This is a genomic window from Bacillus cereus group sp. RP43 (assembly GCF_040459645.1).
In the GTDB taxonomy this organism is placed as follows: domain Bacteria; phylum Bacillota; class Bacilli; order Bacillales; family Bacillaceae_G; genus Bacillus_A; species Bacillus_A mycoides_C.
This window is the reverse complement of sequence record NZ_JARVHQ010000001.1, coordinates 1,116,023-1,139,976: the sequence shown is the minus strand read 5'-3', so window position 1 is coordinate 1,139,976 and position 23,954 is coordinate 1,116,023. Positions and strand designations below refer to the sequence as shown.

The window sequence follows — 23,954 nt, the reverse complement described above, 5'->3', positions numbered from 1 at the left end:
ACCCTCTATGCTCACTTACTATAAAAAAATTATAATAAGAAAACGTTCACATATTTTATTATAATCAAGAAGAAAAAGTCTCGTCAATTTTTATTTGTCTATACAAGCCCATTTTTAACCATTGTTCCTTTTTCTGTAATAATTTTTTTTACATTTTTATCAAATGGCTCTACTGGAATATGTTTTACCATTTGAAAATCATAAGCTAATGATAGCGTTTTCCCTTTATAATGCACGAGATAACGATCATAATAGCCACCGCCATACCCAATTCGTTCTCCTCGCTCTGTATAAGCTACGCCTGGCACGATTTGAAGATCAATTTCATCCGCATTCACTTCATCCGTAAGCGCTGGAATGGGTTCACGTAAATTCATATACACTGTTTCTAATTGATCAAAATTACTAATTTTCCGGAAGGACATTGCTCGTGTTCCTTTATTACACTTCGGAACAACAACTTTCTTTCCTTCTTCCCAAGCTTTTTCGATAATAGGATATGTATTCACTTCATTGTCCATCGAGAGAGTGATTCCAATTGTTTTAGCTTCAGCCCACTCTTTTTGCGCATACAACGAAACTGCAATTTGCTCTGATAAAGTTGTATACTGTTCTTCTGATAAAGAATTCATGTGCTCTATTATTTGTTTACGCAAACGTATTTTCTCTTCTTTCACACACTTTTCCCCCTTACAGTGATACTTTTCTCTACGATGATAGTGTATCACTTTTAACAGAGGAATCGAATAAAAAAAAGAAACAGTAGGAAAATATTCCTACTGCTTACTTTGTTTCACGGTGTAACGTAGACTTCTTGTCACGCTTGCAATACTTTTTAAGCTCGATACGCTCAGCGTTGTTACGTTTATTTTTCTTTGAGATATAGTTACGATCTCCGCATTCTGTACATGCTAGAGTAATATTCACACGCATTCTTATTTCCCTCCAGTACTAATAACTTAAATCAGACTATACTATAATACCACTTTTAAAATAAAAATTCTACACCTTTTGATATTGTCTAATTTTTTCTATAAGATTTTTCATGTTTTCCCTTGCTATGACTGGGTTTCTAGCATGTGAATACACCAAAAATTTTGGTTGTTTTGTATCAGAAACGATATAAGACCACTCTTTTTCTGTATATTTGAACTGTATTCCTTCAAATATACCTTCTTCTTTTCTTTCCATATCGGCCAATAATTTCCTCATTACTTTCCCTTTTTCCTTCCATGAACATACAACTTCATCATAAAGTAGATACAGTGGAGGTGATTGCTCTGCTATGCTAAGTAATGTTTTTCCTTGCAATGCTATTAATTCAAATAATTTTCCAATTCGATATAAAATATCTCGCTTCCATCTTATTTGAAAAGAGTTTTTTTCATTATGCATATAAAAGAGGAGATAACATTCCCCGAATTTCAAAGACATCGGGTAAACATTATCTGCTGATTCGAGTAATAAATCCGGGATATCTACTTCTTCAAAATCAGTTCCTTGGTAAATATTACTGTGAGTGTCATATAATTCGAAGCGATTTCCATGTTCAGAAAACATAAGCGCCATATTTGCTTTACTCGATTTCATCAAAGCTTTCACATGATCTTTTTGTTCACTCGCATAAATCCATGTAACTGTGCATCCAAGCCTTTGTAGAAAGAGCATAAGTAAATGTTGTAACATATCATTTCTCTTATTAATAAGAAGATGGAACTTCTGTTCTTGTATCGTTTCAATATCAATACGCTCTAACAAAGCTTCTACATAATTATTTACAGAAACATGAACTAGCTTATTTCGTCCCATTTCTTTCTCACAAGCGTAATAAAACGACTCAGACATATATACTTGTTCTATCGCTTTTTGCTGCTTATACGTTAAAAATGAGCCCTCCTTACCATACAGTTGTATAACAATCCCTCTTTCGCTTTCCACTTGAACGAAAACTCCACCTGCACATTGCAAATTATGAATGGCATACTGAAAAAGCGACTCATTCATTTCTTTACATTCCATCGTATGAATCCCGCTGCCATGAATGGCATGGAGGAATAAATTTTTAAAGGAAGTTGTTTCTATATTTTCCTGACTTCCAATCAATATACTCTCTCCTTTGGCAAAAAGAGATCCATAAGCCATTGCAACTTTCACAATAAATTGAGGAGTAATTTCAACATTACCTCTGCCTACAATCCGGCTTTTTTGTAACCATCCTGCACTCTTTTCACTCTCTTTAACACCGGCAGAACCTACTATCGAATGACTATCTATCTCCTTATATGGCCATATTTTCCCTTTTTGCTTAATTACTGTACTTTTCCCTATATGACAATGGTCCGCTACAATACTTTTTTGAAAAAGTGTAACATCATCTTCGACCATTGTATGATCTCCTATTGTTGTTTCTAACAACTCACAATTTTTTCCTATATGAGCGTTTGCAAAAATGATGCTTTTTTGAAGAAGAGAATAACTTGAAACGATACTATTTTTCCCGATAATAGAGTACGGTTCAATTACAGCCCCCGCACCAATCATTGCTCCTTCCCCAATAAAAGAAGGACCATGAATTTTCGTCCCTTTTCCTATCGTTACACCTTCTCCCATCCACACCATTGGTAATACTTCTGTATATGGAATAGGCACCTTCAATTTTTTCGTCAACAAATCGAATTGAGCTTGCCGATATTGATCAAATGTACCAATATCTAACCAATAGTCTTCTGATAAATATGCAAATAAAGCATTTTTATTTGCCAATAACGGAAACACATCATGACTGAAATCCGAAAATTCCATGGATGGTATGTAAGAAAAGATTTCTGGCTCCATTATATAAATACCTGTATTCACAATATTAGAAACTACCTCATTCCAGCTCGGCTTTTCTATATATCGTATAATTTCTTGTTCTTTATTCATTACAACTAACCCAAATGAAAGAGGGTTTTCTACTTCTTTCACAAACATCGTTACCATTCTCTTCTTCTGTTCATGAAATGCAATTCCTTCTGATAATTGAAAGTCAGTTAATGCATCTCCACTAATAACAACAAATGTTTCATCTAAAAAACTTTCCGCTTGCTTAATGCTTCCTGCTGTTCCAAGCGGAGGAGAGTCTTCAAAATAATACAAGTTAACTCCCCATTTACTACCATCACCAAAGTATTGCTTAATGGCAGTACTCATATATTGAACTGTAATTGCAATTTCACGAATACCATGCTGACGTAATAATTCAATATTATATTCAAGAACTGGCTTTTCTAACAATGGTAACATCGGTTTTGGAGTATTACATGTTAATGGTCTAAGACGTCTCCCTTTTCCTCCAGCTAAAATAACCCCCTTCATATACTTCAGCCTCCACTTATATAATGTTCAAGAACTCCGTATATCATTTATCCCACATTAACTGCAGTAAAAGTCCGGTTTGGTTTGGTAAATCTAACAATCAGTGAGAGACAGCCTCACTAATTAAACCCTCACTGTATGAATAAATGTACCTTCTAACTCCCAACAAAAAGAAAGCGCTTACCATTAACTTGGTAAAATAATTAATAATACGCAACTAAAATATATGTACTTATTTTTCCATTAATTATGATACATCTTATCATCATAGACTAAAGGAAACAACGAGCTTTTTTTGTCATGTTTTGACTAAAAAAAGCAGGTGATTTCTCATCACCTACTTTTTCCCCTACTCATTCAATAAATAATGCTTTCCTTTTACTAAATAAAATACATTCTCAGCAATATTTGTAACATGGTCAGCTACACGCTCAATATATCTTGCAACAAAGGATAGTTGTGTAATTTGTGTAATCGCTTCTGGTTGTCCAGGGATAGAGGAAATAAATTCACGAATCGCTTTCCCATAAATTTCATCAACTGAATCATCCATCTCAGCAATTTGTTTAGCAAAAGTTAAATTTTCTTGCTCATATGCTTCTAATGCTAAATTTAACATCTTATGAGCAATCTCAAACATTTCCTCAAGATTACGCAAGCTAACGACCACTTCTTTTTCACCAAGACGAATTGTTGATTTCGCAATATTAACAGCATGGTCTGCAATACGTTCTAAATCTGTCGCTGTTTTAATTGAAATGAAAATTCTTCTTAAATCACTTGCTACAGGCTGCTGCTTTGTAATAAGCATAAGCGCAAGGTCATTTATTTCCTCTTCTAAATTATCCATGCGATAATCCCCATCAATGACTTCTAACGCTTTCTCTACATCCCTGTTGTGAAGACCTTCCATAGCAATCAATAAAGCTTCCCTTGCTAACTCACCAAGCTCGATCACCTTTTGCTGTAACGTTTTTAAATCACATTGAAATTGTTCTCTTACCATCGTTTCTTCCCCCTCAATATTATGTGCCATTTTATATAAATCCCCTACCCAGCCTCTTGTACGTTTATTAAGCCTTGAGAAAAGAGAAATATTCTCCCCTATTAGAATGAGGTGAAAGTGAGAAATGCCCTCTCTTAAGAGGGCATTTACTCTTAGCCTTACAACAATATCAACCAAATCGTCCTGTAATGTAGTCTTCTGTACGCTTATCTGTAGGTGTTGTAAATAATTTGTTCGTATCTGTATATTCCACAACTTCCCCACTTAAGAAGAAAGCAGTTTTATCTGAAATACGCGCTGCTTGTTGCATATTGTGCGTTACGATAACAATACTAAAGTCTTTCTTTAACTCCTGAATTAGCTCTTCTACTTTTGATGTTGAAATTGGATCTAGCGCCGATGTTGGTTCATCCATTAAAATTACGTCTGGCTCAATCGCTAAGCAGCGTGCAATACATAGGCGCTGTTGCTGTCCACCTGATAAACCGTATGCATTATCGTGCAAACGATCTTTTAACTCATCCCAAATCGCTGCTCCGCGCAAGCTCTTTTCAACGATTTCATCAAGTGTTTTTTTGTCACGAACACCATGGATTTTCGGGCCATATGCTACATTTTCATAAATAGATTTTGGGAATGGATTTGGCTTTTGGAACACCATTCCCACATGCGTACGCAATTCTTCAACCGGATATGACTTTTCGAATATGTTTCGTTCTCTATATTCGATAACGCCCGTAGTTCGAACGATAGGCACTAACTCTACCATACGATTTAGTGTTTTCAAGTATGTTGATTTCCCACAACCACTCGGACCGATAATCGCTGTTACTTCATTCTCATGAATACTTAAGTTGATATCTTTTAAAGCGTGGTCTTCTCCGTACCATAAATTTAAATTTTTCGTATCAAATACCACTTTTTTTTGTGCTGCCTCAATCTTTTTCTCGTTTTTCACCTGTACATTTACTACTGTTGCTACCATTTGAATTCCCCTTTCATCCACTTCCAACTTATTTTCGATTTCGTAACCATAAGACAAATATATTTATAAAGAGCAACAATCCTAACAAAACAATCATCCCAGCTGCTGCTACATACTGAAATTCTTCTTGTGGTCTACTCATCCAATTAAAAATTTGAATTGGTAAAACCGTAAATCTATCAAACATACTAAACGGAACATAATTTGCAAAGGCAAGGGCTCCAATGACTAATAATGGTGCTGCCTCACCAATTGCTCTCGATACCGCTAACGTACATCCCGTTACAATCCCTGGTAAAGCTACTGGCAATACAATTTGATACATCGTTTGCCACTTCGTAGCACCTAATCCGTAAGAAGCCTCTAGTAATGAGCTCGGCACAGTTCGAATCGCTTCTTGACTAGCTACCACAACAGTTGGTAAGACGAGTAAACTCATCGTCAGTGCCGCTGCAATTATGCTCTCTCCTAAATGGAGAGCGTATACGAAAATAGTTAACCCGAGTAAACCAAACACAACGGAAGGTACCCCTGCTAATGTTTGATTATTTAATTCTATTAACTTTTTAAAAACGGACTCCTTCGCATAATGCTCTAAATAAAGAGCTGTTCCGACTCCAAATATAAAAGAGGCCGGTATAACAATGCTCATAAATAGTATTGTTCCTGACAAAGCAGCGACAATCCCAGCTTCTCTCGGATTACGTGAGGCGAAGTTTGTAAAGAAATCTATTGAAAGATAACTTATACCTTTTTCAAAAATTTGAAAAAGCAATATAAAAAGTATTACTACTGAAAACAAAATTGCTATATAAAACAAACACTTGTAAATCCGATCCTTTAAAAAACGCGATGCCATATTTTCTTGTATTTTTTTATGGTTTAACATTCGCATATTATGTCACCCTCCTAAAACGGCGCATAATATATTGCGAAATGATATTCATAATAAAAGTAAACATAAATAACGTTGCACCTACAGCATACATGCTGTAATAAGTAATCGTTCCGTGCGGAGCATCACCTAAACTCACTTGTACAATATAAGCTGTTAATGTTTGAATAGAATGAGTCGGATCTATTGATACATTAGGTGTTGATCCAGCAGCAATAACAACAATCATCGTTTCACCAATTGCTCGAGAAGCTGCTAATATAATCGCTGCCATTATGCCCGTAAAAGCCGATGGAAACACCACTTGTTTTACCATCTCAAAACGAGTTGCTCCTAGCGCTAATGAGGCTTCTTTAATTCCTTTTTCTACAGCTCTCATAGCATCTTCAGAGAGAGACGCAATCGTCGGTATCATCATAAACCCTATAACAATACCTGGACTAATAGCATTAAAAAACTGCAAATCTGGTATAACGCGTTGTAAAAGTGGTGTGACAACTGTTAACGCGAAAAAACCATATACAATTGTCGGGATACCTGCTAGTAGCTCTAACAACGGTTTTAATATTTTCCGAGCGCCATTCGAAGCGTATTCGCTTAAAAATACGGCACAACCTAAACCAATAGGAATTGCTACGAACATGGCAATTGCTGTTACAAGGATTGTTCCACATATAAGTGGTAATATACCGAATTTCGGATCTTCAAAAAAAGGTAACCATTCTTTCTCTGTCAAAAAAGAATACAATGATATCTTTTGAAAAAACATGATTGTTTCATTTGCCAACGTAATAATAATTCCAAGTGTCGTTATAATGGACACGCTAGCAATGGCTTTTAGTATTAACGGAACAATTCGATTGATTCGCTGCGTTTTTTTTCTTCTATTTGTATTTCTCTCAATCAAATGTTGCACAGAAAATGTAATTTGACTTTTGTCATTATGAGCCAAAGATGAAAACCCCTTTCCACCCTGACATTACCTTTTTATTTCTGTTAACATTCGCAGCTGTTCATTATATTTTTCTTTTGGTAATTTTACATATCCGACCTCTTCAGCAAGGCTTCCAACATGCTTAATCATAAACTCAACATAATTTGCTACATTAATTTTATTTCTGATAGATGCATGATTCACATACGTAAATAGCGGCCTAGATAATGGCTTATACGCACCCGATTGAATGGTCTCTTTCGTTGGAAATACACCATCCACCTGTATTGCTTTTACCTTATCTCGATTGGCCATATAATAAGCATATCCTACAAAAGCAATGGCATTTTTATCATTCATTACCCCTTGCATAATAACTTGATCGTCTTCAGACAAAGAAACCGTTTTTACAAGGCGATTATTTTGTAAGACAACATTTTGGAAATAATCATAAGTACCAGAGTCTACGCCTGGTGCATAAAATTTAACTTGTTCACGTGGCCATGATGAATGAATTTGTGACCATCGTTTCAATCTTCCATTTTCACTCCATAATAGACGTAACTCATCTATCGTCATATTGTTTACCCACGTATTTTGACGATTCACAACAATCGTTAGACCATCATAAGCAACCTCAACTGGTGTAAATTGAATAGAGTTTTTCTGCATTGCATTTTCCTCTACCGGTTTCATCAATCTCGAAGCATTGTTTATATCTACTTCTCCTTTACTGAAACGATTAAATCCTCCCCCTGTCCCAGAAATACTAATAGAAATTTTCACGTTTGGATGGGCCTTTGTATATTCCTCTGCTACTGCCTCTATAATAGGAAAAACCGTTGAGGATCCATCAACTCTCACTTCTCCCATTTCATTTGTAGCGAATGCAGTAGATATATTAAAACAAAGGAAACATGTCGATAATGTCCAAACTTTAATCGATGCGCTCATCCATTTCACGTGTTCTTCCTCCTAGAAGTAACCGGAAATAACAGGATTACAGATATAAGAATACTGCTAAACTATTAATTCGGTTTTAATTGTTTGTAAAAGTTTTGTAAAGTTCCACAAAAAAACAACTGTATACACAAACTTTATTTCCACTTTTGTACTTTAGATGCAGGAAATTTTCTAATCATCCATAAAGTGAAACTTTAATCAGTGGGAGTTTTGTTCATCCCCCACTGATTATTAGCCCTCACCAATCAGGCGTTTACGGGCAGCAAGGCTCCCACCTAACTTCTTTGCTCCAGCTGAATTTTGAGGTAGCAGTTTTACTGCCCTCAAATAGCGGGATAAAACCGCTATCTCCTATCACACACAACAAACTTAGAGCGTATGCACTAACCTTGTTGTGTTCATCGTTTTTGAAACTACATGTTTTTTCAACATTTTACGCTTGTCCACATTTACTAAACCATATGCATAAAGCATAAAAAAAAGCACACTATCTTTTCAGATAGTGTGCTTTTTTTACAACTTTTTTATTCATCATCTTGTGTATTACTTTTCTTCTCTTTTTCATCTTTTGGAGCTTCACCAGTTAATGCTTGTTTCTTCAAATCAAAGTAAGCGTCCATTATTTCACGACCAATATATCCATTAATCCCTGTTTTATCATCATGTACCCACGGCACAACAACAGAAAATGCTACTTCTGGATCTTCGAGCGGGGCATAACCTACTAATGTTAAGTTATATGTTTCAACACGCTCACCTTTTGCATTTCTACCAATCTCTTTATCTCCGCCATATACAGTTTGAGCTGTACCTGTTTTCCCAGCGGCTTTATATGGTGCACCTGCAAAGTATTTTGTAGCTGTACCACCTGTATCGTTAAACACTTGTCTAAATCCTTCTTGAACACGTTTAATTTGTGATTCAGGCATATCAACACGATTCAATACTTTCGGTTCCATGGATTGAACAACTTTTCCAACTTCCTCTGGCTTCGCCGATGGCTGACGAATTTCCTTTACAACTTGGGGTTGCATACGATATCCACCATTTGCAATCGTCGAAATATATTGCGCTAATTGAAGCGGTGTATACGTATCATACTGTCCGATTGATAAATCTAATAAGAAGCCTGGTTGACTCCCTCTACCTATTTGACCAGCAGTTTCATTTGGCAAATCAATTCCTGTTTTTACACCAAGCCCAAACTGCCCAAAATAGTAACGCATCGTATCAAATGCTTTTTGTGGTATATCTAACGTACCACCTCGCACGTATGGAACACCAGCGATATTCATCGCTGTTTTAAACATATAAACGTTAGAAGACATTTTTAACGCTGTAAGGTCATTAATATACCCCATCGTTTTCCAAGATGACTTCGTAGGTGTCCCTTTTAATTTAATCGGTTCATCTAACTGTACAGATCCAGGTTGAATTGCACCAGTTTGATATCCCGTAAGTACTGTCGCACCTTTTACAGTTGAACCCATCGGATAAGAACTCGTCATCGTTCCTAATGCAAAATCTTCTACTTTCGTTTCGCCGTCTTTATTCACTAATTGTTTCCCCGCCATAGATAAAACTTCACCATTTTTCGGGTTCATCATTACAACGAATGCACGGTCTAAAAGAGGTTCGCTCCCTTTAAATCTCATTAAGTTTTTCGTAAGAATTTCTTCTACGCTCTTTTGTAATTTCATATCAATCGTTAAATTCAGGTCGTTACCTCGTTGTCCTTGTGACACATTAATAGTTTCTAAAATATTACCCTCTTTATCTGTAACATTTCTAACTTCAGCTTTTGTGCCGTGTAAACTATCTTCGTACTGTTGCTCAAGGTAACTTTTTCCTACGCGATCGTTACGATTATAATCACGAACAAGATAGTAATCTAATCTTTCTCTCGGCAACCCTTCATCAGAAGAAGTTACACCACCAAGTACACTTCGGAACATATCGTCATACTTATATTTTCGCTCCCAGTCAACATTCGTATCTACACCTGGTAATTTCGCTAAATTTTCACTAATAATCGCGTATTCTTCTTCTGTTGCACCTTTTTTAACGATTTGCGGCGTCATTGCATATCCGCTTTCCATCTTGCTTTTGATCGCCAATATTTCTAAATCTTTTGCTGATAATTGATTAATCTCTTCTTCTGTTACACGATTTCGTTGACGCTCATCTAGTTCTTTATCGTCAATTTTATTCGCTTTAAACTCTTCACGATCTTTTTTTGTGATTTTTGCTTCTGCTTCTTCTTTATGTAAAGCAAGCCAATAATCTTTCTTATCGCGATCTGTTAACTTATCTGTTGGGACTTCAATTAAATCCGCTAACTTTTTCGCCGTTTCTAAGCGATCTGCTGCAGTTGATCCCTTCATTTTTGTAAATGTAATTGTACGAATAGGCTCATTATCTACGACCGCTTCTCCATTACGATCAAATATTTTCCCGCGCGGTACAGGATTACTTATCGTTGAGTTTTCTTTTTTCTCAACTTCATTTTTATATTCCTCACCACGAACAATTTGTACGTATCCAAGCCTTACAATAACCGCGGAGAACATTAAAAACACGCAAAAAAACAACACGTTTAACCGAAAAGGAACGTGGGTCTTTTTCTTTTGTTGTTTCTGCTTCTTGCTCATACAAACCCCCTCTACCAACAGCTATGTAATGTGAAAGGGACACCTTCATACAGGTGCCCTCACTGCTGTCTTACATCTTTTTCTATTCTAGCATAAAACAAACAATAAGTTAACCTTCTGGTTCAGTTTGATTCTGCGTGCTTCCTTGCGCTACAACACTGGTTTTGTTCACATTCCCCTCATCATATTTGACATTTTTAACTGCAAAATAAATAAGAAAATGTCCAGCTCCTAATATACATAGTAAGAAAGGTAAACTTTTTTCAGGCGGAAAGAATATGACAGCACATAAAAAACTTAAAATGGAACAAATTCTTCCGGCATTTAACCATAATTCCCTGACCACTATATATTCTACGCGCCATTCTCTCGCCTGTTTTGCTCTACCAATTACATCGTATGTCATTGAGCCGTACGGAACGAGTAAAATAGGATATGCAACCGCAATACATGCTGCATAAATAAGTAATTTCGTATATGTAACATTAAAAATAACTAAAAATACGACCGCATATAAAATAATGCCACCAAGTAAAATTGCTTTTTTTCGCCATTCTTTCTTTAACATACGAGCAACTAAATAATAGCATACAAATGATACTGCAGAATTCACTAAACTATATTTCCCTAGTGCTAACTCGCTACCAGATGCTAAATAGACATATACCGAAATAACGAAAATAAACGTTCCTTCTCTCAAACCTTGGAAGAAATGAGCACGCGTAATTCTTCCCCAGTTTTCATCAACTTGCCGCTCTTTCAATACTTGCACAATTTCATAGTGTCCTTCACATTCTCTCTTCGATAAAAAAAAGCTTAAAACAACTGCAACCGCAAATAGCATTAACGAGAGGAAGAAAACGACAGTATAACCGCTCCATTTTTCCATACGTGAAATTGTATATCCTGCTGCTATCGGTCCAATCATTCCAGAGAAAGATGTAAGAAGTCCGAGAAAACCGTTAAAAAAATCTCTTGTTTCTGGTTCTGTAATCTCAAATGTCAACAAGTTAAAAGCGAGCCAATAAAAACCATAACCAACTCCTAAAAGGGCTCCCATTAGTAAAATATAGTGAGATGCACTTTTTCCCGCTACTAAAACGACGATAAAAAAAACAGCTAACGTGCCTACACCTATTCGCAATAAAATCGAACGATCAATACGTTTCGCTAATTTCCCGCCCACAAGAAATGTTAGAGGCTGCAATACAACGCTGGCCAAATTATACAAGCCCAGATTTACGTAATTTTGTGTTTGCTTCCACAAATAAATGTTTACAAACGTATTCGATAAAGAAATTGCGAGCGTGTATAAACCTCCTATAACGAGCAATAATACTAAATCCCGATTCACTTCAACATCACCAATTACATGTTTCCACTTCATACACAACTCTCCTTTACTACATGTTCTAGTCTTCCAAAGACAAGCTCAATTATGTAAAAGGAGAGCATAGAAAAAAGCTAAGAGAAAACTCCTAGCTTTTTTCTATCTGTATTAACTTTAATTATTTTGCTTCTTGGTAAAGTTTTTCAGCAACGTTCCAATCTACAACGTTCCAGAATGCACCGATGTAGTCAGGACGACGGTTTTGGTAATTTAAGTAGTAAGCATGCTCCCAAACATCTAAACCGATAACTGGAGTTTTACCTTCAGTTAGAGGAGAATCTTGGTTTGGAGTGCTTGTTACTTCTAACTCACCATTGTTTACTACTAACCAAGCCCAACCAGAACCGAAGCGAGTTGCGCCAGCTTTTGCAAATTCTTCTTTGAATGCATCGAAGCTACCGAATTTCGCTTCAATCGCAGTTGCAAGTTCGCCTACTGGTTGTCCCCCACCGTTTGGAGATAGGATTGTCCAGAAGAATGTATGGTTAGCATGTCCGCCACCATTGTTACGTACTGCTGTACGGATTGCTTCAGGTACTTCGTTTAAGTTTGCAACTAATTCTTCAACACTTTTGTCAGCTAATTCTGCATGACCTTCTAAAGCAGCGTTTAAGTTTGTAATATACGTGTTGTGATGTTTTGTATGATGGATGTTCATTGTTTCTTTATCAAAGTGAGGTTCTAAAGCATCATACGCATAAGGTAAATTTGGTAATTCGTGTTTTGCCATTGTTATATTCCTCCCGGTTTATGTATTGTCACTACATATGTGACCTACAACTTCATTCTACCCTAATTGCCATAGGGTGCAAACAAATAAATCGCTTTGTCTTGCTATCATTAAAGTAGCAAAATTCCCACTTCTTTTCAATTAAAATGCTCATATATTCCGTAAAAAAAGCTTCCTTCTACAAGGAAGCTTCCTGCTGACATACTAAACATCTGAAATGGATATGGACCCTGTAGGACTCGAACCTACGACCGGACGGTTATGAGCCGTCTGCTCTAACCAACTGAGCTAAGGGTCCACAATTATGTATGTACATTAAAAACAACTAAATTTCCATCGGATATATCGTTTGAAAAATGTAAGATAAATTTACCATATACAAAAGAAAAGTGTCAATTGTATTTTTCCCTACTAAAAGAAGTAAATTAATAAGAAGAAATTTAGTCCTTTCTACTATATGTAAATATAATATATCTTGAGCTTCTCTAGATTCGTACGTTACAATGATTTTATACATACATAAAGGAAGTGAATCTATGTCCATTTTTAAACAGCTAGCAAAAAGCGTATATTCGCCTAAAGATATGGCGCTTTTCCGTTTCCAAAAAATTGGTAAAACCATTTTGTATATTATGCTTCTTTGCCTAATCACTACTATTCCAAGAACTTTCTTGTACGGTAGCGTTATCCAAGATGGTGTTAACATGGTAAATAAAGTAATCGAAAAAGATTTACCTGATTTTAAAATTGAAAATGGTGAGCTACAAGCTGATATTGATCAGCCTATCGAAAAAGAAGACGGAAATGCCCTTTTCGTATTTGATCCAAATTCAACAGACTTAGAAAAATATCAAAATAAAACAGGTTTATTTGTTTTAAAAGATAAAGTAGTCTCCATGGGGAATGGTCAAACACAAACATACTCCTATAATGACTTACTAGGCGCATCTCTTGAGAAGAAAGATTTACAAGATTTCATTTCGTTATTTGACAGTATTTATCCAATCTTATTATTCGTTATTGGGTTCTTACTGTACTTGTTCCAATTATTTATTACCTTTGTAGGAGTTACATTGCTTGCCTTCATCGGTTCTGCGATGAGCGGTCAACGCAAATTATCTTATAAACAAGTTTGGACATTAACTGCTTACAGCTACACAATTCCAACAATCTTCTTTATGATTATGGATTTATTCAAAATAAACGTACCTGGTGCAACATTCATTTACATTGCAGTTGTTTTAATCGTTCTATACTTAACAATTAAAGAAGTTCCAAAGCCGAAAGAAAAACAAGAACTATAAAAAAATGCCTAAATAGGCATTTTTTTTTTGGACAAGCATATATTCCTAGCAAAGGAGTGAAGGATATGAAGAGATTAGGTGTACTCTTATTCGTGCTTGTCCTCGGTTATATATTTTATTACGATATTAAAATCGGTACTTTACCGATGTTAAGTTCATACAAAAAAACCTCTGCTGCCCAAACGATAAAAAAAGAAAATACAGATGCAAAACAGAATGAAAAGAACAAAACAGAAAAAGAAACGGATACAGTTTATAAAGCAATCGAAGTAAAAACTGGTGATACAGTTCTTTCTATTACAGAAGCAATCAATAAGAAAAAAATTCCTTCTATTGAAAAAGTAATTGATGATTTTAAGCAATTAAATAACAATACATCTGCTACAAAAATCCAAGTTGGAAAGTCTTATAAATTCCCCTTATATCAATAAGCAATCACTTAATCCTTGTCAATTACATAAAGGCGCTGATACAATAGTAAAAGTGAAACCGAGTACTTTGGTTTCTATAGCCCTTTCTCACACATACTATCATTGATGTAAGGGACTAAAATAAGAAACTTCTTTTATAAGGAGAGCGATCAATTCGTGAATGAAATGACTCAACGCACAAAAACACGTCCAGTTAAAGTCGGTAATTTAACAATTGGCGGTAACAATGAATTAATTATACAAAGTATGACGACAACAAAAACACATGATGTTGAGGCTACAGTTGCTGAAATTAAACGTTTAGAAGAAGCTGGCTGTCAAGTTGTTCGTGTTGCTGTTCCAGACGAACGTGCAGCAAATGCTATTGCTGATATTAAAAAACAAATCAACATTCCACTTGTTGCTGATATTCATTTTGATTATCGCCTTGCTTTAAAAGCAATCGAAGGCGGCATTGATAAAGTACGTATCAATCCAGGTAACATTGGGCGTCGCCATAAAGTAGAAGCTGTTGTAAATGCAGCGAAAGAGCGTGGCATTCCAATCCGTATCGGTGTAAATGCCGGCTCATTAGAACGTCATATTTTAGAAAAGTATGGATATCCAACTGCTGATGGTATGGTCGAGAGTGCACTGCACCATATTAAAATTTTAGAGGACTTAGATTTCCACGATATTATCGTATCAATGAAAGCCTCTGATGTTAACTTAGCAATTGAAGCATACGAAAAAGCTGCTCGCGCTTTTGATTATCCATTACATTTAGGTATTACAGAATCAGGAACACTGTTTGCTGGAACTGTAAAAAGTGCCGCCGGTCTTGGAGCAATTTTAAGTAAAGGCATCGGAAATACACTTCGTATTTCTTTAAGTGCTGATCCAGTTGAAGAAGTAAAAGTTGCACGTGAACTATTAAAGTCATTCGGTCTTGCATCTAATGCTGCAACACTTATTTCTTGTCCAACTTGTGGTCGTATTGAAATTGACCTAATTAGCATTGCTAATGAAGTAGAAGAATACATCTCTACGCTTAAAGTTCCAATTAAGGTTGCCGTACTCGGTTGCGCCGTAAACGGTCCTGGTGAAGCTCGTGAAGCTGACATCGGTATTGCCGGTGCACGCGGAGAAGGTTTATTATTCCGTAAAGGGCAAGTCGTTCGTAAAGTACCAGAAGAAACAATGGTAGAAGAACTGAAAAAAGAAATTGATGTAATCGCTGCTGAAATGGCTGCCGAACGAGAAAAAGAAAAAGAAAAAGAAAAACAAGAACAATAAAAAAGAAGGTTGCCCACAATTTTTGTGAGCAACCTTTTTTTACATTTAAATTAAAAACTCGTCAGTTATATAACCGACGAGTTCTCTTATTTTGCACACTTTGGACAACGACCATATATTTCGAACTTATGCCCCGTTACCTCATAACCTTTAAAATCTTTATTCATAAAATCCATTGGACAAGAAGTGATTTCTTTCGTACCACCACAATCTAAACAAATGAAATGATGATGATGTTCCATAATAGAGCACATAAAACGAAAATGTTTTTCACCATTTAATTCTGTTTGCTCTAAAACACCAATTTCAGCAAAAACTGTTAAGTTACGATAAATCGTATCAAAACTAAGCCCTGGATAATCATCCTTCATATGTTCTAAAACATCTTTTGCGGTTAAATAACGATTATGCGCCGCGAATAATCTTAGCATCTCTTCCCTTTTCCCCGTATGTTTATATCCTTTTTCCTTCATTAGGCGTAAAGCTTCTGTTAGATTCATACCTATCCCTACTTTATGCAGTTTTTTTCTTCTTCCATAAAATCGCACCGATTAAAATAAGAACCGCTATCATAACAATTGTACCACCTGGTGCTAGATCAAGTTGATACGAAGCAAACATTCCACCAATTACTGCAATTTCACCAAATAAAATGGAAAAGAAAATCGTTTGTTTAAATCCTTTTGCAATACGAATACTTGCTGCAACTGGTAACGTCATTAAAGATGATACGAGAAGAACACCTACAACACGCATTGATACTGCAATTACAAGAGCAACTAATATAATGAAAATAAAGTGAATCCACTTTGCACTCAAACCGGTTGATACAGCGTATTCCTCATCAAATGATAGTAAAAATAACTCTTTGTATAATAAAACAATCGTTATAATAACTACAATTGCTACTATACCAATAATAATTAAATCCGCACTTGTCACAGCACTTACACTACCAAATAAATAACTAAATAAATCCGTATTGAATCCATTAGCAAGTGAAATGAAGATAACTCCAATCCCCATCCCTGCTGAAAGTATAATCGGAATTGCTAACTCTTGATAATGTTTATATACAGTACGTAATTTTTCAATTAGCAATGCTCCACCGATTGAAAAAAACATTCCCATATATAAAGGGTTTAAAAAACCACCGGTAAAGATTGTCTTTTCAAGCAATAAACTTGCTGCAATTCCTGATAACGTCACATGACTTAATGCATCCGCAATAAGCGACATGCGGCGAATTACAACGAACACGCCGATAAGTGGCGCGACAAGCCCAATTAAAATACCAGCGTATAAAGAATTACGTAAAAAATCATATTGTAAAAAATCCTGTATCATTATATCCTCCCGTGATGCCCATGATCATGTTCTAAGCGATGAACATGATGTCCATATAAAATCGACATTTCTGCATCTTCTAACTCTCGGAATTTCTCTACATTCCCATGGAAATGTAGATGCTGATTTAAACATGCAACATGCGTCACCTTCTCTGTTACAGCACCCATATCGTGCGTAACAAGAATTAACGTAATCCCGAGCCTTTTGTTTAAATCCTCTAGTATCTCATAGAAGCTTTCCACATTTTTTACATCAATCCCAACAGTAGGTTCGTCCAAAATAAGCAATTCCGGATTACTTACAAGCGCACGAGCAATAAATACACGCTGTTGTTGTCCACCAGAAAGTTCTCCAATATTGCGACCTTGAAACTCACTCATACCTACATCAGCAATCGCTTTTTCTACTTTCGCATTATCGTCTTTCGTAAAAAAGCGAAAAAGCCCCTTTTTCGAAACGAGCCCCATTGAAACAACTTCAAAAACAGTTGCCGGGAAACCTGAGTTAAAACTACTTGCCTTTTGGGATACATAACCAACTTTATTCCACTCTTTAAATTTCTTACTATCAATGCCAAACAATCTAATACTTCCTTGCTTTGGTTTTAAAACACCCAATAAGCACTTAAGTAAAGTCGATTTCCCTGAACCATTTGGTCCAACTAAACCTAAAAAAGCTCCCTTCGGAACTTGCAAATTAATATCTTCTAACACGTTGCGATCTTCATATCGAAACGTTAATCCTTCTATTTCCAATATATTATTCATATCATCTCACCTATTTTAATTCAGAATGATTCCGATTTATCTCTATTTGAATTATAGTACAGCTTATTATAGTTGTAAACCAATCTGCCTAAAATATATTCTTTATTTCAAGAAACCTTATTATTATAACAAAAAGCAGAGAAGAATTCTCTGCTTTCAAAAGATATTACAATTAACTTTTTAGTGAATTGCTGATTTAAACTTACCACCATTTGTCTCTTGTGTATTCATAATCGTAACAAATGCGTTTTCATCAATTTCATGCACAATTGATTTTAACTTAGTCACTTCCAGACGTGTTACAACTGCATAAATAACTTCTTTTTCTTTATCTGTATAGCCACCTTTAGCAACAAGTTTTGTTGTTCCACGACCAAGGCGGTGTAAAATTGCATTTGATACTTCCTCATATTGATCCGACACGATTAAAACTGCTTTCGTTTCATCCAATCCTTGAATTACCGTATCAATTGTTTTGAATGCGATATAGTACGTCATAACAGAATACATCGCTTGTTCAACACCAAATACAAATGCTGCCCATGCAAAAATGAATAAGTTCACAAACATTACGAATTCACCAACAGAAAACGGTAATTTCTTCGTTAATAAAATCCCCATAATCTCCGTCCCGTCTAACGATCCACCATGACGAATAACAAGTCCTACACCAATCCCTAAAATAAGACCTCCAAAAACTGTTGCTAAAATCGGCTCTGTTGTAAATGGCGGTATAGCATGCAACGTTGATTCAATAAATGCTAAAGCTACAATTCCGAATGCTGAAGATAACATGAATGTTTTTCCAATTTGCTTATACCCGGAGTACATAAAAGGAATGTTGAGGATAACAACTAAAGTAGAAAAACTTAACCACCAAATATTAGGAGTAAGATAATCTAATATAAGAGAAATACCAATAATTCCACCATCAATAATTTTATTTGGCATTAAAAACAGTTCAATCGCTACCGCCGCACACGCTGCCCCAAAGACAATCATAACTAAACGATATACAAGATGGATAACACTTTCCTTTCGATGTTGCTTTTTCTCCATAAGTCCTCCTTATGCTCTTTATCTATAGTTTCGTTCTTATATTATAACATAAGCTTCTTTTCCCCATTGAAAAAATGCACCTTTATACGAATATGTACAAGCTACACCTACATATATTTCGATAGAAGAACGTGTGAAGGAGGACAACACGATGAACCTCATTAAACAAATTGTGAACAAAAAATTAAATCATATTTCTACAAAAGAGTTATTGAAATATAGTAAAGAATACGAAGTTCCAATCACAACTGCACAAGCTGATAAAATTGTTTTACTTATGAAAGGGAAAAATATTAACATTTACGATAATACCGAGCGACTAGATTTGCTAAAACAAATCGCTACAGTAACCTCCCCTGCTACTGCCCAACAAGTAAATACTTTATTTCAACAACTACTAAAATAAGGAGGGGAAAATCCCCTCCTTATTGCGCTTTAATTTTTTCAAGAATTCCTTCATCAAAAGTACCATTTTTCAGCATTTCGATTTCTAATTTATATGGTGGCTTCTTATCTTTTTTATCTTCACCTACATACGGTGTTTCAAGAATTTTTGGTACGTTCATTAACTGTGGATGATGTACAATATGATGTAATGCTTTATAGCCAATATGACCGAAACCGATATTTTCATGACGGTCTTTTCCAGCCCCGCGTACATTTTTACTATCATTAATATGAAGTACTTGCAAACGATCTATTCCAACAATTTTATCAAATTCGTTTAACACACCGTCAAAATCATTTACAAGGTCATAACCTGCATCATGCGTATGACACGTATCGAAACATACAGATAGTTTTTCATTATATTTTACGCCATCAATAATTTTCGCAATTTCTTCAAAGCTACGACCGCATTCTGTTCCCTTTCCTGCCATCGTTTCTAGCGCAATATTAACCGTTTGTTCTGGCGTTATTACTTCATTAAGCCCTTTAATAATTTGTTGAATACCAGCATCGGCTCCTGCACCAACGTGAGCTCCTGGGTGAAGAACAATTTGTCTCGCTACCCCTAATGCTGCTGTTCTTTCAATTTCCATACGCAGGAAATCAACACCTAATTGGAACGTCTCAGGTTTCGTCGTATTCCCAACATTAATAATATACGGAGCATGGACGATAATTTCCTCAATACCGTTCAGTTCCATATGTTTTCTTCCTGCTTCTATATTCAATTCTTCAATTGGTTTTCTTCGTGTATTTTGTGGTGCACCTGTATAAATCATGAACGTTGTTGCACCGTATGAAACAGCCTCTTCACTTGCTGCTAATAACATCTTCTTACCACTCATTGAAACATGAGATCCAATCTTTAACATACAATCACCTCTTCAATATACAATAGATATAATGATAGCATAATTTGTAGAAATATGTAGCGAATTGTTTGTTCCCCAAAAAGGCACTATACAAATTAAACTTACTATCCAAACAATTCACACTCTACACTTAAATTAACCGGATACAGCGAAACTTTAGACAACGTTTTTTCTACCCCTCACTAATTATTAACCCGCATCAATCGATTTTCTTTCAAGTAGTGAGATAAAAAAAGATAAGGGAAATCCCCTTATCTTTTTTTATTGCTATATTTTTTCTTCACTTTGTCACGTTCTGTTGCAAGTTTTCGTTTATAGTTTGGTTTTACTTTTTTCGGCTTTTTAACAACTTTTGTTGCCATAACATCTAGTCCATCATTTGGTTTTTTACGGCTCTTACGACGACGACGGTCACCTAAATCCGCCCACTCATCTCCGCGTAAATCTACATGCTTAAACTCGATATGACGTTGTTTTTCCAAACTATCTAACGCTTCTTCATTTGCTGGATCATAAATCGTCACAGCAATACCTGAATGACCCGCACGTGCAGTTCTTCCAACGCGGTGAACGAAGAAATCTAAATCTGAAGGAAGTTCATAGTTAATAACATGACTAATTCCTTCGATATCAATACCGCGTGCCGCTAAATCTGTTGCGACAATGTATTGGAACTCTAAATCACGAACTTGTTTCATCATTTTTTTACGATCACGTGGTGATAAATCACCGTGTATACGCCCTACTTTTAACCCACGTTCTGCTAATCCATCGGCTACTTCGTCAGCTTTCTTCTTTGTGTTTGTAAAGACAATCGCTAAGTACGGTTTAAATTGAAGTAGCATATTTTTCACTAATTCAGTTTTATTACGGTGTCTTGAAGGCACAAGGTAATGATCAATATTTCCTGCTGCAACTTGCTTCGGATTAATATGAATATGTTCTGGATTCTCCATATATTTCTTCAAAAATGGTTTTAATTTTTGAGGAATTGTTGCAGAGAAAACTAACATTTGCAGGTTTTTAGGCATACGTGCCGCAATTTTATCTACATCTTGAATGAATCCCATATCAAGCATTAAGTCCGCTTCATCGACAATAATAGTATCCGCTTTATAAACAAATAGCGCCTTTTCTTCTACTAAGTCTTTAATACGTCCTGGCGTTCCAACTACAATATGAGGTTGTCTTTTCAACTTTTCAATTGATCGTTGTTTATCAGTTCCACCAATTAAACAGCGTGCTGTAATCATTTGATCTTCTGCACAGAACTTTGTTAGTTTCACAATTTCTTCGTAAATTTGTTGTGCTAACTCACGAGTAGGCGCTGTAATAACAAGTTGTACTTCTTCACGACTTGCATCAATTCTGTTTAATGTAGGAAGTAAGTATGCATGTGTTTTCCCAGAACCAGTTTGGGATTGTCCAATTATACTCACACCTTTTTTCACGACCGGGAAAATTTTCTTTTGAATTCCTGTTGGCTCTGTAAAGCGTAGTTCACGAACTGCATCTATTAAAAATGGTTTAAAATCATACTGTGTAAAAGTTTGTAGTGTCATAAGTTACACCTTCTTTCTAAAATTTCTACTGCGCACAAATCAGTCAAGTCTACATTATATCGAAATCTACAAGTAAAATCCATCTTTAGTTTAGGTTTTCATTTCAAAAACTAACCTTCTTCCCTTTCATTGCATATTGTATGTGTATATACCTAACTGAAGAAAGGAGGATTTCCCACATGTTTCCGAAATCCCCTATAAGACAAATGTATCCGAATCGAGGACAACAATCTTACACACCATATCCGATTCCACAACTACCACCGATGGCCCAAAAAAAGAAAGGTTTCCTTGCTAAACTCTTTAAAAAACACGATCCAACCGAACCTTTTATGCAAATGGTCCCTCCTTATCGACAAATGGAAGGGCCACCGATGATGCACCAACAACAGCCGCCCCAATATCAACAGCAACAGCCATACCAACAACAATATACACAACAATATCAACCATACATGCAGCAATATCCTCAACAGATGATACCACCTCAAATGTATGAATCAAATGATACACGCGGCGCTGCGTCAGCTACAACTGCAGCTGCATCTAGCAGCGGCATCGGTAGTTTTTTTTCAAATTTAATTGCGAACCCAACTAATATGATAAATAATATCGAAAAAGTATCTCAAGTCGTGCAATCTGTCGGTCCTGTTGTCGAACAGTACGGTCCCATTATGCGGAGTCTACCAAGCATTGTTAAAATCCTCACCTCCGGAAAAAGTACGGAAGAAAATCAAACTGAAGATGCAACAGAACAGGTTGAGGTAGCAACTCCACCTCTTCCGTCTCCAAAAAGGAAACGAAAACGAAAAAAAATAGTGCTTGAACCGGTAATAGAAAAAGAGGTTCCGAAAGAACCCGTTCAACAATCAGCAACAAAACCAAAACTATATGTGTAACAATCCTTTGTTTTCTATCTCCTCCTCCTTTATAATGTAATGGACTATGCACAAAAGTATCCCTTGTTTAGAAGGAGAGGATTACTCACATGAAGATTGTTAAAATTTCCCCTCGTGGTTATTGCTACGGCGTTGTTGACGCGATGGTTATTGCACGTAACGCCGCATTAGATAAATCATTACCGAGACCCATTTATATTTTAGGTATGATTGTTCACAATAAGCATGTAACAGATGCTTTCGAAGAGGATGGCATCATTACATTAGACGGGCCAAGTCGATTAGAAATTTTAGATAAAATCGATTCTGGTACTGTTATTTTTACTGCACACGGTGTTTCTCCAGAAGTTAAACAACGTGCAAAAGAAAAAGGTTTAACGACAATTGATGCAACTTGTCCAGATGTTACAAAAACACATGACCTTATTGAAGCAAAGAAAGCTGAAGGCTACCATGTCATTTATATCGGCAAAAAAAATCATCCAGAACCAGAAGGCGCAGTTGGTATTGCACCTGATATCGTTCATCTTATCGAAAGAGCTGATGATTTAAAAACATTAGAAATCCCAACGGATAAAATTTTAGTTACGAATCAAACGACAATGAGTCAATGGGATGTTCAACATTTAATGGAGGACATTCAGAAAAAATTCCCAACAGCAGAATTCCATAAGGAAATTTGTTTAGCAACCCAAGTTCGCCAAGAAGCTGTCGCTAAACAAGCTGATGTTGCAGATTTAACAATTGTTGTAGGTGATCCGAAAAGTAACAACTCAAACCGTTTAGCACAAGTATCACAAGAAATCGCTGGTACGAAAGCATACCGCGTTGCAGACGTAAGTGAAATCCAATTAGAGTGGCTACAAGGTATCGAAAATGTTGCAGTTACAGCGGGTGCTTCTACTCCAACACCAATCACAAAAGAAGTTATTGCTTTCTTAGAGCAATATGACCCGATGAATCCAGCTACATGGGATAGAATTCGAAAAGTACCACTTCAAAAGATATTGCCACGTGTAAAAGTAAAAAAACAACAATAGCAAAAACCGTTGCCTACATGAGCAACGGTTTTTA

At 36.0% G+C, this 23,954-nt stretch carries 24 protein-coding genes and 1 tRNA gene; 6 read left to right on the top strand and 19 right to left on the bottom strand.

Annotation, left to right across the window (positions count from 1 at the left end):
- Nucleotides 1–98: 98 nt before the first annotated feature.
- The 13 genes from QCI75_RS05915 to QCI75_RS05855 all read right to left on the bottom strand — a co-directional run bounded on the left by QCI75_RS05915 (nt 99) and on the right by QCI75_RS05855 (nt 13,428).
- Nucleotides 99–677, bottom strand: coding sequence for a 5-formyltetrahydrofolate cyclo-ligase (locus QCI75_RS05915; RefSeq protein ID WP_353760064.1), 579 nt, complete (start codon nt 675–677; stop codon nt 99–101).
- 106 nt (nt 678–783) lie between these two features.
- Nucleotides 784–933, bottom strand: a complete 150-nt coding sequence (rpmG, locus tag QCI75_RS05910) for a 50S ribosomal protein L33 (protein WP_001265616.1) — start codon at nt 931–933, stop codon at nt 784–786.
- Nucleotides 934–1,002: 69 nt separating this feature from the next.
- Nucleotides 1,003–3,357, bottom strand: coding sequence for a sugar phosphate nucleotidyltransferase (locus QCI75_RS05905; protein WP_144504866.1), 2,355 nt, complete (start codon nt 3,355–3,357; stop codon nt 1,003–1,005).
- A gap of 349 nt (nt 3,358–3,706) precedes the next feature.
- Nucleotides 3,707–4,363: a phosphate signaling complex protein PhoU gene (gene phoU, locus QCI75_RS05900; RefSeq protein WP_144504874.1), complete on the bottom strand. Its 657-nt coding sequence runs from the start codon at nt 4,361–4,363 to the stop codon at nt 3,707–3,709.
- Nucleotides 4,364–4,532: 169 nt separating this feature from the next.
- Nucleotides 4,533–5,348: a phosphate ABC transporter ATP-binding protein gene (pstB, locus tag QCI75_RS05895; protein WP_353760063.1), complete on the bottom strand. Its 816-nt coding sequence runs from the start codon at nt 5,346–5,348 to the stop codon at nt 4,533–4,535.
- A 28-nt stretch (nt 5,349–5,376) separates the two neighbouring features.
- Nucleotides 5,377–6,243, bottom strand: a complete 867-nt coding sequence (gene pstA / locus QCI75_RS05890) for a phosphate ABC transporter permease PstA (RefSeq protein WP_144504862.1) — start codon at nt 6,241–6,243, stop codon at nt 5,377–5,379.
- A 1-nt stretch (nt 6,244) separates the two neighbouring features.
- Nucleotides 6,245–7,195, bottom strand: coding sequence for a phosphate ABC transporter permease subunit PstC (gene pstC, locus QCI75_RS05885; RefSeq protein WP_144504860.1), 951 nt, complete (start codon nt 7,193–7,195; stop codon nt 6,245–6,247).
- Between the two features lie 27 nt (nt 7,196–7,222).
- Nucleotides 7,223–8,140, bottom strand: a complete 918-nt coding sequence (locus tag QCI75_RS05880) for a PstS family phosphate ABC transporter substrate-binding protein (RefSeq protein WP_353760062.1) — start codon at nt 8,138–8,140, stop codon at nt 7,223–7,225.
- A 524-nt stretch (nt 8,141–8,664) separates the two neighbouring features.
- Entirely contained in the window at nt 8,665–10,791 is a 2,127-nt protein-coding gene (locus tag QCI75_RS05875) for a peptidoglycan D,D-transpeptidase FtsI family protein (protein WP_144504856.1), read from the bottom strand.
- 109 nt (nt 10,792–10,900) lie between these two features.
- On the bottom strand, nt 10,901–12,178 hold the full coding sequence (locus QCI75_RS05870) for an MFS transporter (RefSeq protein WP_353760061.1): 1,278 nt from the start codon (nt 12,176–12,178) through the stop codon (nt 10,901–10,903).
- A 121-nt stretch (nt 12,179–12,299) separates the two neighbouring features.
- Nucleotides 12,300–12,911 carry a superoxide dismutase [Mn] gene (sodA, locus tag QCI75_RS05865; RefSeq protein WP_001052033.1) on the bottom strand — a complete coding sequence of 204 codons (612 nt, stop codon included), beginning with the start codon at nt 12,909–12,911 and terminating at the stop codon, nt 12,300–12,302.
- Nucleotides 12,912–13,135: 224 nt separating this feature from the next.
- Nucleotides 13,136–13,209: transfer RNA gene (locus QCI75_RS05860), tRNA-Ile, on the bottom strand.
- A 27-nt stretch (nt 13,210–13,236) separates the two neighbouring features.
- Nucleotides 13,237–13,428 (bottom strand): hypothetical protein, encoded by a 192-nt coding sequence (locus tag QCI75_RS05855; RefSeq protein ID WP_353760060.1) that lies wholly within the window; start codon nt 13,426–13,428, stop codon nt 13,237–13,239.
- A gap of 19 nt (nt 13,429–13,447) precedes the next feature.
- Here QCI75_RS05855 and yqgB point away from each other — a divergent pair, with 19 nt between their 5' ends.
- From yqgB to ispG, 3 genes are all read left to right on the top strand, one after another.
- The gene (yqgB, locus tag QCI75_RS05850; RefSeq protein ID WP_070144877.1) at nt 13,448–14,215 is read left to right on the top strand and encodes a protein YqgB; all 768 of its coding nucleotides are present in this window, start codon (nt 13,448–13,450) and stop codon (nt 14,213–14,215) included.
- 65 nt (nt 14,216–14,280) lie between these two features.
- Entirely contained in the window at nt 14,281–14,646 is a 366-nt protein-coding gene (locus QCI75_RS05845; protein ID WP_144504852.1) for a hypothetical protein, read from the top strand.
- A gap of 165 nt (nt 14,647–14,811) precedes the next feature.
- Complete coding sequence (gene ispG / locus QCI75_RS05840) at nt 14,812–15,921, top strand: flavodoxin-dependent (E)-4-hydroxy-3-methylbut-2-enyl-diphosphate synthase (protein WP_162208025.1); 1,110 nt, start codon at nt 14,812–14,814, stop codon at nt 15,919–15,921.
- A gap of 86 nt (nt 15,922–16,007) precedes the next feature.
- Here the strand turns inward: ispG and QCI75_RS05835 are convergent, their stop codons facing one another.
- The 4 genes from QCI75_RS05835 to QCI75_RS05820 all read right to left on the bottom strand — a co-directional run bounded on the left by QCI75_RS05835 (nt 16,008) and on the right by QCI75_RS05820 (nt 19,097).
- Nucleotides 16,008–16,421, bottom strand: a complete 414-nt coding sequence (locus QCI75_RS05835; RefSeq protein WP_002067192.1) for a Fur family transcriptional regulator — start codon at nt 16,419–16,421, stop codon at nt 16,008–16,010.
- 13 nt (nt 16,422–16,434) lie between these two features.
- Entirely contained in the window at nt 16,435–17,268 is an 834-nt protein-coding gene (locus QCI75_RS05830; RefSeq protein ID WP_070144879.1) for a metal ABC transporter permease, read from the bottom strand.
- Nucleotides 17,268–18,038 carry a metal ABC transporter ATP-binding protein gene (locus tag QCI75_RS05825; protein ID WP_098777160.1) on the bottom strand — a complete coding sequence of 257 codons (771 nt, stop codon included), beginning with the start codon at nt 18,036–18,038 and terminating at the stop codon, nt 17,268–17,270. The genes QCI75_RS05830 and QCI75_RS05825 overlap by 1 nt, the downstream gene beginning before the upstream one ends.
- 180 nt (nt 18,039–18,218) lie before the next feature.
- Nucleotides 18,219–19,097, bottom strand: coding sequence for a YitT family protein (locus tag QCI75_RS05820; protein WP_002015168.1), 879 nt, complete (start codon nt 19,095–19,097; stop codon nt 18,219–18,221).
- Between the two features lie 151 nt (nt 19,098–19,248).
- On the opposite strand from QCI75_RS05820, the gene QCI75_RS05815 reads away from it, so the two are divergent.
- The gene (locus QCI75_RS05815) at nt 19,249–19,503 is read left to right on the top strand and encodes a DUF2624 domain-containing protein (protein WP_144504850.1); all 255 of its coding nucleotides are present in this window, start codon (nt 19,249–19,251) and stop codon (nt 19,501–19,503) included.
- Between the two features lie 19 nt (nt 19,504–19,522).
- Here QCI75_RS05815 and QCI75_RS05810 read toward each other — a convergent pair whose 3' ends face one another.
- Both QCI75_RS05810 and QCI75_RS05805 read right to left on the bottom strand, forming a co-directional pair.
- The gene (locus QCI75_RS05810) at nt 19,523–20,419 is read right to left on the bottom strand and encodes a deoxyribonuclease IV (RefSeq protein WP_098777161.1); all 897 of its coding nucleotides are present in this window, start codon (nt 20,417–20,419) and stop codon (nt 19,523–19,525) included.
- Nucleotides 20,420–20,670: 251 nt separating this feature from the next.
- Nucleotides 20,671–21,981 carry a DEAD/DEAH box helicase gene (locus tag QCI75_RS05805; RefSeq protein ID WP_144504848.1) on the bottom strand — a complete coding sequence of 437 codons (1,311 nt, stop codon included), beginning with the start codon at nt 21,979–21,981 and terminating at the stop codon, nt 20,671–20,673.
- A gap of 179 nt (nt 21,982–22,160) precedes the next feature.
- On the opposite strand from QCI75_RS05805, the gene vrrA reads away from it, so the two are divergent.
- Nucleotides 22,161–22,880 (top strand): VrrA/YqfQ family protein, encoded by a 720-nt coding sequence (gene vrrA, locus QCI75_RS05800; RefSeq protein WP_144504846.1) that lies wholly within the window; start codon nt 22,161–22,163, stop codon nt 22,878–22,880.
- Between the two features lie 89 nt (nt 22,881–22,969).
- Nucleotides 22,970–23,920 (top strand): 4-hydroxy-3-methylbut-2-enyl diphosphate reductase, encoded by a 951-nt coding sequence (locus QCI75_RS05795; protein ID WP_002122577.1) that lies wholly within the window; start codon nt 22,970–22,972, stop codon nt 23,918–23,920.
- Nucleotides 23,921–23,954 lie beyond the last annotated feature (34 nt).